We start from the raw sequence: 12,705 nt of genomic DNA, 5'->3' as shown, positions 1-12,705 counted from the left end.
TGACGAAGTCGACGGTCAGATTGGCTGCCCACGATCCAATTTGTTACTGAGGATTATCGACGTGGTAGTTTTCTCCACGCCGTCGACACTGCCGATCTGGTCCAGCAGTTGATCCAGCTGTTCGGGCGAGTCGGTGCGCAGCCACGCCACGTAATCGAACTCGCCACTCACCGCGCACAGTTGCTGGACCTGGGCCATGGCACTGAGCTTGCGCAGCACGTCCTTGCCCGAACGCGCCTGCACCGTAATGCCCACATACGCCTGCAAACCGCCGTCGACCACCCGTTGGCCAAGGCGCACACCGTACCCGGTGATCACTTGGGTCTTCTCCAGCCGCGCCAGGCGCGACGTCACCGTTGTGCGTGCGATACCCAACTGCCGGGCAAGCATGGCGACGCTTTCGCGGGCGTTGATCTGCAGCGCGGCGATCAGTTGGCGGTCGATTTCATCGAGGACGGGCAAGGGGAGGGCTCCAGTGCGGGCGGCAATGGGGCGGTATATTACAGCCTTCCAGACACACAAAAGCCGCGCATTGCGCGGCTTTCTTGTTTGGTGGGCCCACACGGACTTGAACCGTGGACCAAAGGATTATGAGTTGCCGAGACTCGTGATAATCAAACGAAAGGTTACCTGTTTAGGTGAAGGTATTCAAAGCTAATATCTATATAGATCAGTAGGTTAGAGTAAATTCTGAAAAACAATCAAAGGGTAGGACTGTACCGTAAATGTACCGGCATGACGTTATGTGATGATGTCCATATGTCATTACGACCGAATAGACATAGGTGTGTCCGCCGGGTAGGATCAAAGTGCCATCCTCAGCATTCAGTGGTGGAAGTCCCCGGAGGTCTGTAGGAGCTAGCGCACTCGCCTCCGCCCTCATGAAGGATGAACAATTTGCAAGCCAAGGATCTTCTTGCCCCCACTTTACTGGCTACTTGTATCGGTCTGTTGGTCGTACTAGCCATGATGCATTTTGCACCTATTAGCGAGATAATTATTAGTCATGCGCAGTATGTGCCAGCCAAAGATATTAAAGAGTTAGATCAATACGAGCAGCTTATGATTGCGCGGATGATAAAGGAGAAAACCTTAATAACAGTAGATGCGCTTTGGTCTATGCAAGTATCTTTTTATCAGACAATGATTAGTGTTTTGATCGCGTTAAACGCTGCAATCGTAGGTGGCGCCTTTGTTATTATAAGAAGCTCGTCGAAGGCTGAAGTCGTAAAAGAGTCAAAGGCTCACTTCGAGGAGTATTGCAAAGCAGGTGAGTTTACAAAGGTTATTGAGAAGAAAGCTAAGAAAGAAATAGTAAAAATCAACGCAACATATGGAGATATACTCGACGCACTCTCTGATCACGAAACTAGAATAAATTCTCATAAGGATGCTATACTCGAGGTGAGTAGTCGGCTGGCAGAAATGGATGAGTCAGAAAACTGTCCTGACAGTGACAACAAGATTAGTGAGTAGGTGAAAAAGATGGCCTTTATTCGGAAAAACGTTAAGCCCAAGTTGCTTGCATCTTCGGATGTAAGTAGTGAAGGCTGCGCTGTTGAAACGTTTACCGTAGCTCAGTTACTCGACTTAGCAAAACGTAAAGGTGTTGAAACCTCTCCGTTGGATGTGCAAAAGTTACTGTCGGTATTAGGGGTCGAACTACTTAGTGTTCCCATGAAAGATGAGGTTTCAGGGATGCTAAGTCGTTTAGATAACAAAGATGGTTGGGTCGTCAGAGTCAATGCACTTCATCACCCGAATAGGCAGCGCTTCACTATTGCTCATGAGATAGGTCACTATTGCCGTCATCGATGGCAGCAGAGCGAGTTTCAGGATCAAAACTTTTTCCGAAATGGTGATAGCAATCCTATGGAAGCTGAAGCTAATCGTTTCGCAAGTGAACTTCTAATGCCTGAGCAGATGTTCAAAGAAAAAGTTCGGTTGTTTACGGGGAGTATCGAGGCTATTGCCCAGTACTTTAAGGTTTCGACTCTTGCTGTGCGAGTTCGAGCAAAAAATTTAGGGATGAAAGGGCATGGATTGGAATAGCTTAGTTTATTTTCCCGTACTAAAGACTAAGGATGCAGAGCTTAGGGCTATCTCGGCGGTTGATATCTCGTATAGGCGGAAGATGCTTCCCGTGTATGAAATAACCAAATCAAGAATAACTAAGAAAAACTCTCTTGGTGATATTGTTAAACGTCTAGAACAAATAAAGAATATTCAGGGTGAGCTGCCATATATCTTGGACGTGACAACTGATTCAAAGCAAAAAAACACTCAAATTGAAAGTATTCTGTCTCCAGTTAATGGCTATGAAAGTTGGAAGGATTGGCTCGACTTGAACTGCGGATCTCATATAGTTCCAATGATTCACGTTAACTTTGAGTTGGATGAGGATTTGAGTGAGGCTAAGTCATTTGTCTCGTCTGTGACAAGCAAATATAAAAAAATGGCGTTGCGTCTTCCTGCTGATTTAGAAGGCGAAGAATATGAAGAAATTATAAGTGTTGTAATTTCTGAGCTCAAAGATTCTCGATTATATATTATTTTGGATGAGGGGTGTGTTAGAGATAAAGTGAAAAGCGAGGGTTTGGCAGTTGTATCTGATGCCTACCAAAAAGCCTTTGATAAGATCTCAGGTATGTCAAATTCTAGTGAGTGGCTAGAGCGAATAGTTTGTGTGGCAGGTTCATTTCCTTATCTGGTGTCTCAGGAAGGTAGAGGAGATGAGCATGGAGAGTTTGAAATTTACGAACACTCTCTTTTTGTTTCGTTAAAGCATAATCGGCCTGGTCTTCAGTTCGGTGATTTTGCATCTATCAATGTTAAGCAAATTGAAATGCGTGGTGGAACCTTCGTTCCTCGAATAGATTTCGGTACGGACACAACTTTTTATTACTATCGGAAGCGCAGGAATGCTGGGTCTTACGTATGGTGTGCAAAAAAAGTTGTGGCTGATCCTATATACTCCACAAATCATAGCTGGGGTGATGCTGAAATAAATAGCGCTTCTGATAATACCCCTTCTGGTATTAGTCCATCTTTTTGGATTTCAGTTAGGGCGTGCAACTACATGATTCGACGGGTGAAACTACTAAGTGCCTAATTTGTTAGGAGCTAAGCTTAATGAGTACACATCGTCCAGCATTATGCTGCCGCTTAGCTCGCTTTGAAGATGAGCGGTTTGAGCTCCATACTTCTGGATGATGTATTGTCTGAAAAATAGCTTTATTTTTTCTCTTTTGTAAACTCGAGAAATTTGTTCGCAGACTTCTAGTTTGGATCTCCCGGTTGTTTTGAACTCTCTACGCAGATAATCCATGGGCACGGCGTCCAAGGTTGTTATGCTATCAAAATTTTTAATTTGTTTTGCTTTTCTGACCTTTTTTAGGCCGGCTGGTGTGCATAGATAAATTCCAATTCGTTCAGGAGTGAGCCTACGAATTGCGTTTATGTTTTTGCTATCGCATACGACGTAAACATAATCGAAAAGCTGTGTGTAGGAGTTTAATTGGCCTGCAAGCCTGTCGATTCGGTCAAATGCCGATTTAATTTCATATCCAACAATCATCCCGTCTTCAGCGCAAATTAAGTCTGCTCGGCGGCGTCCAAAATGAAATGAGTATTCAAGAAAAATAGCCTGTGTCGTACTTTCTTTTAGTAAGTGATACGCAAGCGTGCGTTTTATATCGATTTCTTTCATGCTTGCGTCATTTCTAAAGTGGTCATAGGGTTCAATGTTATCGCTAAATATTTCTGGGTGGTTTGGAGTTTGGGTTAAGTGTAGCATCTAGTGCCGTTTGTTGATATTGAGTGATCTACACTGGCCCTGCGGTTTTGGTGGATTTTTAGCTGTGATGGCGTTATGCCGTTTTTTTTGATTTTGTTGAGTTTCTATTTTGCTTATTTTTTGTTGTTAGTGTCAACCTGCTCGACAGATGAATGTGTGCATACTCAAAGTCTATCTTTACAAAGAATTTTATTAGTTGGAATTTATTTGAGTTTTTTAAGGGGCGGAAAAGGTTCAGTGTTGGAGGGGGTTGTAAGAGTTGTTTGCAGCCATAACGTCACTCTCATATTCGACGAATCACAAAGTAGAGTGGTCTCATACGCCATGTTTGAGAAAGGAACATAAATTGCCCCGGCTGAGAGTCGTCGGCGAGTCTTGGAAGCTCGCGCATGATAGATGTTATTTCTGCCCAGTCGAGAACGCGACTATTGGCAATGCTAGAAAGAATTGTTGAATGGTGCGTTGGTTGTATATGGCCATGAAATTTTTTGAGCTTCAGGTCCTTACTGATCTCGCAAATAAACCGCACATCCTCTTCAATTTCTAGTTGGCTAATATCAAACCACAGTGATTCCGCGAGAGATTGATTAAATATATTATTAGTCAGGGATATTCCGCACAATGTTTGAATGCCTAATTCAGACGCGCACTTGGCTACCCGAAACAGTCTTTTGTTGATTTTTCCCTCGATAATTAAGCTGTCGGCTTCGTCGATTTTTGGACGTCTTGCAAAAAATGCGACTAGATGAAAGCTTTCCCCAGATAGGGAGTCGAATGCTACAAGCGTATCCTCTCGCCGCCCTGAAAAATATACTGGAACCGCGGGGCCCAGTGGTTCAACGAGAGTTAAGAATTTTGGGGTCAGAGCATATTCGGCAGTTCTTTCGGAATAGAAGCTTGGCAATTTCATTTCCTCGATGGGGATTGGTTGATCTTCACCTTTTAGAGTGTTGTGGGCGCCGATGAGTTCGACAGGCCGGGCTCAGTTCAGCGCCAGATGACTTTCCATCGGCTCAAGCTGGCCTCTTGGAGTTCAGAAGTAACTCCGATATGGCTGTAGATATAATCAGAAATCTGCTTTATTTCCTTCGTAGAGAGTTCCTGGTTGCCGTCCTAATTCAGTTTTTTGCTATCTGATTCAGGTTCCCCCAATGGCTCGAAGCAGTTCCTACGAATCCCAAAGCGCCTTAGTGACCTCCACGGTAAATTGGGGCTGATTGGTCAAACTAGCTCGTACGCAATTTATTACCCAGCGTTGAGCTGAGCAGCCCTCGGCTTCTAAACGTACCACGACCTCATGGTGCTCACTTGGTGTAAGTCGAACCTCAAGCCGTTGTTACGGACCTTCGTCAGGTTCTCCTGCGATTTGTCCTGATATCCAATTCTGAGCGCCTGGGGGCATTTCATCTTGGATGACGTAGCGCATTAGCGCTCAAATCATGCCGTGCTGGGAGCTACCTTTTTTCTCGCAGTGTGTTTCCCATTCTGATTTCAGGTCGGCCGGTATGCGTACACGGCACTATCCCTTGTGGCTCCGATACTAGCTTTGCCCAGCATGTGAATTCCTTTTCGAAATCAGCGGCTGATTATGCAGGTAGTGAACCACAATTTACCGGCGAACGCCCATCCTGCACTAGATCTCTATGGACCTCAGTATTTGTTCATGAACAAGAGATTCGCCGCTACCGGATACTTTGTCATACGCTTACCCGGCGACTTGCCTATCCTGCACTAGATCTCCATGCGCTTGAATCCTTGTTCATGAACAAGCTTTGGGCGTCTATTAGCCGGCGATCTGCCTATCCTGCACTAGTGCTCCACCGTCTTTCAGACATGGCCCTGCTTGCATTGCAGTTGATCACCGACCGCACCTGCTCAGCCTGACGGTTCCTTGGAGGGCTTGAATGAAGTTGGTTGCTACAGCACGAGCATGATAGAACTCGTCCAACGATGATTGGAGGGATGTACGGTTATGTGCGATAGCGAACGCTGGACCGTGAAGTGTCAGGGTACTGCTGATGGAAGTGGCGACGTCATCGTCGAGTTGCCGTTGGAACTACTCGCAAAAATGGGCTTAGCCCTTGGGGACGATTTGGAGGTCGAGGTGTTGGATGACGCGATTGTCCTCAAGCCAAAACGTTTCATCGACGTTCCATCATGACAACCCCTAATTTGAGCTGACAGCTCCGGAGTCGGCATATCGCCGGACTTGTGGCGCCGTGTGGCTCTCTGCCGACCGTGGCCAAACCCTGCGGAAAGACCGCTCAGGTCGTCAGGTCGGCTGATGCGCTTTATTTCATTGCGGTTGCTACGAACTCATTCAATTCAATCTCACCATTGATGTAGCGCTCGCCCAGGAGCCGCATTGCTTCGGTGACTTCAAATCCCGATTGGTTTAGTGAGGCAGTGGCAAAGCTCACAGCTTTTATCCGCTCACTCCGTTCGGACTCAGTGAGCAGGTGTATCTCCGGCCGATCATTACTGGTTGAGGGTTCAACTTTGCCTTGCTGTTTGGCTGCGTTTTGATTTTCGAAGGTCATACCTGTCCCTGACGAGCTTGAGAAACTTTGTTCATACACAAAGGAATGGAAGTTGACGACCCTCAGGCTGCGCGCGTTGACCAGGCAACAGGATCTGGATGGAAGCCTTGGTATACATGAAATCGTACAGTAGCCAAAGTGCTAAGGTTCTTGCTGGATGTGGTGTCAAGGGCGTCACCGGAGGCCGCATGCGGAGCGGAGCCGAAGGCGAGCACCGAACGGGCGAGGATGCCGGGCGTAGCCGTACCCTTGACTCCACAGGAAGCGCTCAGCCTATCGCCAGGGGTAGGTCAAGGGCTCCGCCCGCCGTGCCTGCCCCGCAGCCAGTCCGGCAAGTTCGGACACGGGATGCAACCGAAGGGGTTGCCCAAGCAGGGCGCGGAGTTTTCATGACTTTGTTGCATTCGTTTGTCGTGACTCTGATGTATCCAGTCCCTAGTCCTCCAGCCCATGGACTCAGATTAGCAACGGTTGACACGAACATTAAATTCAGTGAATTTAATATCTCACGTGCACTCAAGGTAGTCAGAATGGACATTTTTGGAACTAAAGCTCAAAACTTGCTGGGGCAAGCGCAAGACCTTCTTAACCGAGCCCATGAGGAAATGGCGAGGGATATCGAGGCTTTGAAGGGCAAGCAGGCGCTGACCGATGAGCGTTTAGCGAAGATGGAAGCTAAGCAGGATGAAGCTGCCGAAAAAATCGGAAAGCTCCAGGAGTCACTTGATGAAATCAGAGATAGTGCAATTCGAGGGGAGGTGGCGAGCGGTCAAAAGACAAAAGATGTGGCTCAAAAGTTCGGGCTTTCACCTGCTCGAGTGTCTCAAATCGCCCCTCGGCGTCGCTACAACAACGGTTGAGCTAAATTTCTAAGGGCGGCTCGCGGAGCGTCGTGTCGCCCACAGTGTCAGCATCGGGTCTGCTTAACTGCATCTAGTATTGAGTGGCGACCCTCGGTCGCGCATGCTGATCTCTCTGGCACTGCCCCGAGCTGTAATCGCCCAATCGGGTCAAGCGACTGGTCGATGGGGAGTGAGCTTGCGTAATCTCGGAGTTAGGGATGAATGACAGATGCGCTGAAACTGTCTTGTTTTTGCTATTAGTCTTTTATTTACAATAATTTAAAAAATTTATAGTTACCCATCCCCCCGCCCTTCCCGCAAGCGGGAAGGGAGCGAGTCGCCCTCTGTCGTCAAGGGTGCAGGGGAGGCCTCCGGCCTTGATCCCCTACACCCGTGCCGTGAGCGTGGGTCGCTTCTGCCGCATCAAGGGGCCGGGTCCTCGTCGCTTCGCTTCTGCGGGCCGCACCAACCCCTTGACCCGTCATTCGCTTGTTGAAGTTGCTCAAAAAAAGACCTCGCCGAAACGAGGTCTGATGAACTTTGATTCAGGCCTAGCGGTTCACTTTTCCCCCTGTCGCATTGCCCCAGTTTTTGCCCATGTTCTGCATGACGTGCTGTCGGTACGCGGGATTCCAGGCTGTGTTACCCGCCGCAAGGTGGTTCAGTCGTCCAGCGGTGACCATTTGTCCCGACTGCATGTCGCGGCGCGTGGACTGTCGGTTAAGCCCTTTGGTGATCGGTGAGGCGGCACCGCTTGCGATTCCGCGTAGGGTGAGTCCTGCACTTGATAACCCGCCTGCAAGGCTCCCAGCAACAGCGTTGGCTTGCTGCAACATGTACAACACCACGACCGTCACCACCAGAAGTTCCAGAAATGTAGAGATGGGGTAGTCAGTGGGTGTTGCGAGTATGTCGCTGGTCAGCGACGAGAAAAATTTGATCCCAAAGCTGAGCACTGTGACCACCAGCGCGATTTGTAGAATGTACGTGATGACCTGGGCGAACCAGCTATCGAACCATTTGGATGTGAACTGCCCGAACAACAGCATCATGATAAAAATTGGGCCGATGCCCAGCATGATCGACAACATTCCCTTTGCAACGATGATCATGGCCCCTGCTGGAACCGCGATGACGAGTGTCGCCGCGTAGACAATGATGGCCGTCAGCAAATCAAAAAAGATCATGCCCACTTCGTGCCAGGCGCGCGTTCCCATCTTCGCTAGAATATCGGCGCCTATCGCCCAGCCGTCGGACATTGCCTTGTCCACTACCTGAAATACAGACGTTGAGGCCGTTGAATCGCCTGTTGCTGAAAAGGCAGATGCTACCCCCGTTTCCAAGCCATTTAGTGCCTCCACTACCCACGACATGTACGTGTCCGCGTTCATTGCCAGTCCGCTGATAAGCAGAAATTTTCCACAGGTCTTGAGGAGGTGGGACGCGGGTTGTTCGATTGTGCCAATGATCATCATGAAACCGATCATGGTCAGGTAGAGCGTTCCGCACAGCGTTATCGTCAGTGAAAAGTCATTGATGACTTGGCTGGAAGTGATGCGTATGAACGTCTGGAGCGTTTGCTCCATGCTCCCCGCGATCCATTCAAATATTCCGGTCGTCGTGGTCATTCTATTTTCCCTGAGAAGAAAAATTGACCGGTTCGCGGTGTTTGTATCCACGCAGCTCCAGCGTTATGGCATTCGCGGCAGATGACGCGTTGATGCAGTTCGCAGAGATCGATAGCTCTCCAGGGTTGGCTTTGCACCTCTCTAGCATTTTCAACCGCTCAGATGGATTGGCCTTGTACCAGTCAACGGTTTGAACCGGTTCTTGTTGTCCGCAGCCCGTGAGAATTGAAGCAGCGATGAGCAGTAGAGCAGGGGCCTTGTTCATTTCTTCACCACCTGGCCGATGCTGCATGGTTCCGTGCTTACGGCTTTCGGGCTGTGATTGCTCAATACATTCAGCTCTGCTTGATCAATGATCCGTAGCGCCGCGACCGTGCGGAGAACGCTTTCCCGCGTTCCCGCCCAGTTGCCTGCGAGGCGTTCAAGGGTATTGTTTAGAACGCCTATGCAGGTGCATACGCAGCACACCGAGAGCAGTGCAGCGAAACCTGAAGGAACGGGGGCTGACTGCCGGGGAAGCGTTATTTCAAACCAATCAATCGCCGCCATTGCGAATGGCACCATCGCAAGCACTGCGGCTATTAGGTCCCGGTGCAGTAACGACGGTGCCCGTGTCGAAACCTCTTTCATGTATCCGAGGTGGTCTACGCAGACCCAGTATCGGCGGATGGAGATGAGAACGAACGTGCAGAAGGTTAGAATCGGTAGGTAAAGGTACGAAATCATTGTGTTGCTCCTTGGGGTAGGGGCGAACGCAGAGCTGTCTTTCCAGCCGTCCGGCGACTCTTTTTATCGAGCTACTTTCTCGCCAGTCAGGGCTTGTTTAAGGCCCGTATCCAGTGCGCCTTTTTGGCGTTCTTGGGATGTGGTCTATACGGCGCGTCTTTCCGCTGCTTGTCCGGTGGCTCTTTCTATCGAGCTACTGTTCCCACCTGTCAGGGACTTTCTTTTCGGTCCCAGCACCCTGCACGCTTAGGCGTTCTTGGGGTATAAATTAGCTGCGTTCATTGGTTGACGCTTTGGTTTCAAAATCAGGACCAAGACTTTCGGTCAATCATGATCTGGTCAGCAATATACGGAATGTTTGCGAGCTCATTTAATGCCATTTCTACTGTCCTGAACCAGTAGGGGCGATTCTCTTCATCGATGACAGTGTGATCTATTACGCCGTCGGAGACACTGAGTGCAAAGCCGTTTTTGTAGTGCGCTCTGAGGATGACTTGTATATCGCCTGTTCTGTCTAGGCTGTCGCAATAGCTTTCAAGCTGCTTAAAATGGAGTGACATAGCTCTGTCCTTTCAATGCTGTTCGTTTGGTTTGTGGCTTTAATTGTCGATGGCTACAGAGGTCGTACCGTATTCCTAGTTAATAACTTCAAAGCATTAATGTGTTCTTGTTTGCTTTCGTGGCTCATCAGTAATGGTTTGTCGATACTTTCCGTTATTAAGCTTGGATCGGTTGCTGGTTTGGACTTTCTCGGTTTTGCGAGAGGGCAAAAATTTCCATTCAAGTAGTTTTTCTTCAAACCATAAAACCATCGCTGTGGGGTTGTCGTGATTTTTCCAGATTTCAGTGCTTCCGAAAGCTCATCAAGGAGTACTTGATGGTCATACCTTGGAATGTCCTCCAAGAGTTGAACGATCCATGCGCGATCTCCTTTCTTTAACAGCTTAGGCAGGCGCAGCTCGTCATTTGTTGTTTGTAGTAGTTCTTTTTGGGGTTCTCTTGTTAGTTCTTGGTGTGTCACTGCTGTGTCATTCCCCCCGTGACGCTCTGGTGTCTGGGGCTGGGGTGTCGTGGGTGACATCCCCCCTGTGACAGCGGTGTCAGTGGCACCTAAACCTTTTACGACAGGAAGCGCTATGCAATATACATTCGCCGTTTGTCCCCCATCCCCACGATACTTTTTCTGAATGGTTATAAGTCCGGCTCGTTCAAATTCCTTCAGTTGACGCTGCACGGTTCTGGAGGAAATTCCGCAAAACTCGGCTAGAGTCCGCACTCTTGGCCAACACATTCCTTTTTCATCCGCATGTTTAGCTACCGCCATCATTACAAGCTTCGCGGTAGGGGAGCCGAACGTGTGTGTCCATACCCAGTCATAGGCTTTGTAGCTCATTGCAGTTTGTCCTGGGGACTTACCTCAGAGTCTAAGTTGAGCGCATCATTGATCTGCATTGTCCTGAAATATACACGGCGGCCGATTCGGATCATTGCTGGCTTGAGCTTGCGGGAAATGTCGGTGTCGGAATAGAGAGAGACTCTCACTCCGTCAGGAGAACGCCCTAGTAAATTGGCAATATCTAAAATGCTCATTAAGGGGCCAAAACGGTTAAGTAAATACTCTTCGGTCGTCATGTGTAAGCTCGCAGTGTTTGGTGAAGGTCTGCGAATTCTTGAGTGGGATTGCCGTATTGTCAAACTGGCTAGTGTGCTGAAATTACCAATATGTAGTATCTTGGTTCAAGGTTTTGTATGTCTTGGTAGCTTCGGATTAGCTATCTTGGTTTTAAAGTTGGGTGGTGAAACTCTGATAATGTCTATATGTATCTGATGGTTGTTGGTGTTTGGTTGTGCGACTATGAAAATAGTCGCATTTATATCAAGTTTTTTTGGGCGGATTAGTTATCTTGAGATCTTGTCCAGCTTTTCAACCAGATCTTCAGCCCGAAGGTGAGTATATCGCTTGAGCATTTGCATTGATTTATGACCACTGATGGCCGACACCTCTTGATCAGATAACCCACCTTCGACAAGTCGACTCACTGCCTCATGGCGCAGGTCGTGAAACCTGAAATCAGGCAGATCAAGCTTCTTCTTCAACTGCCCCCATATTTTCGTGAAGGTATACGGCCGACGCTTCCCGTCCTTCCCAGGCTCACCGAAAAACACCAGATTGCAGTCGATTGGTCGCACCGGGTTATCCATCGCAGCTTTGAATACCTCAGTCGCGCGCTTACTCAGTGGAACAGTTCGGGAGCTGTCGTTCTTTGTGTCTGAGAGACGTATAACGCGCTTTGCCAAATCAACCTGAGGTCGCCGTAGGGATGAGATCTCTGACGAGCGCATACCCGTTTCCAGAGCGATGCAAACAATCCAGCCCAGCATAGGGTTGCTGTGCCGATTCACGGCCGCGAGCAGATGGCGTTCTTCCTCCGGCGATAATCTTCGGTCACGACCATCCCCAGGGCTTGGCTTACGGATGTTCAGCACTGGGTTGAACGTCAGGCCTAAACCCCACTCCTGAATCGCTACCGTGTACAGGTGGCTCAATAGGGCCAGTTCGAGGCGCACGGTGTTGTTGCTGATGGTCCCGCCACGGCTCGGTTCGTTTAGGCGTTTGTCGCGATAGCCGGCGATGATTTCAGCGGAGAGGGCGGCCATGGAGTATTTGCCCAGGTGCTCGATGAGCTTCTTGGCTTTCGAGATTTCGCCGCGCTGAGTGGTGGGCTTCTTGGTGGGGGTAATGTCGCTCAAGTAGCGCTTGAGGGCTGTTTCCAGCGTCATGCGTTCGGAGCCGCTGCGCTGGATGTACACACCTCTGACCATTTCGTCTTCGGTACGTCGAGACCAGTCCTCCGCATCACGCTTGGTGCGGAAGGTTTTAGCCACAGTTGGCCAGCCAGTTTTGCGAATCAGAGCCTTCCAGGTGCCGGAAGGAGTTTTGACGAGAGTTGCCATGAGAGGGTGCTCCTAGGCGGCTGGCGAACCAGCACTGTACCTAAATTGTACCCTTGGACCATAGGACTGTATCTGTGGTGGACCAGCCAGAAACGCGAAAGCCGCGCAATGCGCGGCTTTGGAGTTGGTGGGCCCACACGGACTTGAACCGTGGACCAAAGGATTATGAGTCCTCTGCTCTGACCAACTGAGCTATAGGCCCTGTAACAGGTCGCGGA

General features: G+C 49.1%; 16 protein-coding genes and 1 tRNA gene. 5 read left to right on the top strand and 12 right to left on the bottom strand.

The annotated features are described in order from the left end of the window. Window positions 1–15: 15 nt before the first annotated feature. On the bottom strand, window positions 16–462 hold the full coding sequence (locus AC07OV_RS10075) for an Lrp/AsnC family transcriptional regulator (protein WP_176996622.1): 447 nt from the start codon (window positions 460–462) through the stop codon (window positions 16–18). Window positions 463–888: 426 nt separating this feature from the next. Between AC07OV_RS10075 and AC07OV_RS10070 the strand changes: the two genes are divergently transcribed. From AC07OV_RS10070 to AC07OV_RS10060, 3 genes are read left to right on the top strand one after another with little or no spacing between them, the layout of a single operon-like run. After that, entirely contained in the window at window positions 889–1,476 is a 588-nt protein-coding gene (locus AC07OV_RS10070; protein WP_495092153.1) for a hypothetical protein, read from the top strand. 9 nt (window positions 1,477–1,485) lie between these two features. Beyond that, complete coding sequence (locus AC07OV_RS10065; RefSeq protein ID WP_495092193.1) at window positions 1,486–2,052, top strand: ImmA/IrrE family metallo-endopeptidase; 567 nt, start codon at window positions 1,486–1,488, stop codon at window positions 2,050–2,052. Beyond that, window positions 2,039–3,112 (top strand): beta family protein, encoded by a 1,074-nt coding sequence (locus AC07OV_RS10060; protein WP_495092152.1) that lies wholly within the window; start codon window positions 2,039–2,041, stop codon window positions 3,110–3,112. The genes AC07OV_RS10065 and AC07OV_RS10060 overlap by 14 nt, the downstream gene beginning before the upstream one ends. Here AC07OV_RS10060 and AC07OV_RS10055 read toward each other — a convergent pair. Further along, window positions 3,101–3,709, bottom strand: coding sequence for a sce7726 family protein (locus AC07OV_RS10055; protein ID WP_495092151.1), 609 nt, complete (start codon window positions 3,707–3,709; stop codon window positions 3,101–3,103). The two genes, AC07OV_RS10060 and AC07OV_RS10055, sit on opposite strands and share 12 nt — an antisense overlap. Window positions 3,710–4,079: 370 nt before the next feature. Then, on the bottom strand, window positions 4,080–4,706 hold the full coding sequence (locus tag AC07OV_RS10050) for a hypothetical protein (protein ID WP_495092150.1): 627 nt from the start codon (window positions 4,704–4,706) through the stop codon (window positions 4,080–4,082). A 1,062-nt stretch (window positions 4,707–5,768) separates the two neighbouring features. Here AC07OV_RS10050 and AC07OV_RS10045 point away from each other — a divergent pair. Beyond that, window positions 5,769–5,957 (top strand): AbrB/MazE/SpoVT family DNA-binding domain-containing protein, encoded by a 189-nt coding sequence (locus tag AC07OV_RS10045; protein ID WP_495092149.1) that lies wholly within the window; start codon window positions 5,769–5,771, stop codon window positions 5,955–5,957. A gap of 130 nt (window positions 5,958–6,087) precedes the next feature. On the opposite strand, the gene AC07OV_RS10040 is transcribed toward AC07OV_RS10045, so the two are convergent. Further along, window positions 6,088–6,336: an antitoxin VbhA family protein gene (locus tag AC07OV_RS10040; RefSeq protein ID WP_495092148.1), complete on the bottom strand. Its 249-nt coding sequence runs from the start codon at window positions 6,334–6,336 to the stop codon at window positions 6,088–6,090. Window positions 6,337–6,725: 389 nt separating this feature from the next. Between AC07OV_RS10040 and AC07OV_RS10035 the strand changes: the two genes are divergently transcribed. Continuing rightward, a complete protein-coding gene (locus tag AC07OV_RS10035; protein WP_495092147.1) occupies window positions 6,726–7,196 on the top strand; it encodes a hypothetical protein in 471 nt (156 codons plus the stop codon). A gap of 533 nt (window positions 7,197–7,729) precedes the next feature. On the opposite strand, the gene AC07OV_RS10030 is transcribed toward AC07OV_RS10035, so the two are convergent. From AC07OV_RS10030 to AC07OV_RS09995, 8 genes are all read right to left on the bottom strand, one after another. After that, complete coding sequence (locus tag AC07OV_RS10030) at window positions 7,730–8,806, bottom strand: TrbL/VirB6 family protein (RefSeq protein WP_495092146.1); 1,077 nt, start codon at window positions 8,804–8,806, stop codon at window positions 7,730–7,732. 1 nt (window position 8,807) lies between these two features. Next, on the bottom strand, window positions 8,808–9,071 hold the full coding sequence (locus AC07OV_RS10025) for an EexN family lipoprotein (RefSeq protein WP_495092145.1): 264 nt from the start codon (window positions 9,069–9,071) through the stop codon (window positions 8,808–8,810). Further along, a complete protein-coding gene (locus tag AC07OV_RS10020) occupies window positions 9,068–9,532 on the bottom strand; it encodes a hypothetical protein (RefSeq protein WP_495092144.1) in 465 nt (154 codons plus the stop codon). Before AC07OV_RS10020 ends, AC07OV_RS10025 begins: the two co-directional genes overlap by 4 nt. Window positions 9,533–9,837: 305 nt before the next feature. After that, complete coding sequence (locus tag AC07OV_RS10015; RefSeq protein ID WP_495092143.1) at window positions 9,838–10,092, bottom strand: hypothetical protein; 255 nt, start codon at window positions 10,090–10,092, stop codon at window positions 9,838–9,840. A gap of 53 nt (window positions 10,093–10,145) precedes the next feature. Beyond that, window positions 10,146–10,925, bottom strand: a complete 780-nt coding sequence (locus AC07OV_RS10010; RefSeq protein ID WP_495092142.1) for a helix-turn-helix domain-containing protein — start codon at window positions 10,923–10,925, stop codon at window positions 10,146–10,148. Further along, window positions 10,922–11,164, bottom strand: coding sequence for a plasmid-related protein (locus AC07OV_RS10005; protein ID WP_495092141.1), 243 nt, complete (start codon window positions 11,162–11,164; stop codon window positions 10,922–10,924). The genes AC07OV_RS10010 and AC07OV_RS10005 overlap by 4 nt, the downstream gene beginning before the upstream one ends. A 267-nt stretch (window positions 11,165–11,431) precedes the next feature. Next, a complete protein-coding gene (locus AC07OV_RS10000) occupies window positions 11,432–12,487 on the bottom strand; it encodes a site-specific integrase (RefSeq protein ID WP_495092140.1) in 1,056 nt (351 codons plus the stop codon). Between the two features lie 125 nt (window positions 12,488–12,612). Further along, window positions 12,613–12,689 (bottom strand) — tRNA-Ile (locus tag AC07OV_RS09995). Between the last annotated feature and the right edge of the window lie 16 nt (window positions 12,690–12,705).

The organism is Pseudomonas sp. GW821-FHT09A09, from assembly GCF_059418405.1.
This window is presented reverse-complemented; position numbering and strand designations above follow the sequence as displayed.

Coding starts and splice junctions, on each gene's coding strand:
- AC07OV_RS10070 (WP_495092153.1), top strand. CDS start 889: ATGAACAATTTGCAAGCCAAGGATCTTCTTGCCCCCACTTTACTGGCT.
- AC07OV_RS10065 (WP_495092193.1), top strand. CDS start 1,486: ATGGCCTTTATTCGGAAAAACGTTAAGCCCAAGTTGCTTGCATCTTCG.
- AC07OV_RS10060 (WP_495092152.1), top strand. CDS start 2,039: ATGGATTGGAATAGCTTAGTTTATTTTCCCGTACTAAAGACTAAGGAT.
- AC07OV_RS10055 (WP_495092151.1), bottom strand. CDS start 3,709: ATGAAAGAAATCGATATAAAACGCACGCTTGCGTATCACTTACTAAAA.
- AC07OV_RS10050 (WP_495092150.1), bottom strand. CDS start 4,706: ATGAAATTGCCAAGCTTCTATTCCGAAAGAACTGCCGAATATGCTCTG.
- AC07OV_RS10045 (WP_495092149.1), top strand. CDS start 5,769: ATGTGCGATAGCGAACGCTGGACCGTGAAGTGTCAGGGTACTGCTGAT.
- AC07OV_RS10040 (WP_495092148.1), bottom strand. CDS start 6,336: ATGACCTTCGAAAATCAAAACGCAGCCAAACAGCAAGGCAAAGTTGAA.
- AC07OV_RS10035 (WP_495092147.1), top strand. CDS start 6,726: ATGACTTTGTTGCATTCGTTTGTCGTGACTCTGATGTATCCAGTCCCT.
- AC07OV_RS10030 (WP_495092146.1), bottom strand. CDS start 8,806: ATGACCACGACGACCGGAATATTTGAATGGATCGCGGGGAGCATGGAG.
- AC07OV_RS10025 (WP_495092145.1), bottom strand. CDS start 9,071: ATGAACAAGGCCCCTGCTCTACTGCTCATCGCTGCTTCAATTCTCACG.
- AC07OV_RS10020 (WP_495092144.1), bottom strand. CDS start 9,532: ATGATTTCGTACCTTTACCTACCGATTCTAACCTTCTGCACGTTCGTT.
- AC07OV_RS10015 (WP_495092143.1), bottom strand. CDS start 10,092: ATGTCACTCCATTTTAAGCAGCTTGAAAGCTATTGCGACAGCCTAGAC.
- AC07OV_RS10010 (WP_495092142.1), bottom strand. CDS start 10,925: ATGAGCTACAAAGCCTATGACTGGGTATGGACACACACGTTCGGCTCC.
- AC07OV_RS10005 (WP_495092141.1), bottom strand. CDS start 11,164: ATGACGACCGAAGAGTATTTACTTAACCGTTTTGGCCCCTTAATGAGC.
- AC07OV_RS10000 (WP_495092140.1), bottom strand. CDS start 12,487: ATGGCAACTCTCGTCAAAACTCCTTCCGGCACCTGGAAGGCTCTGATT.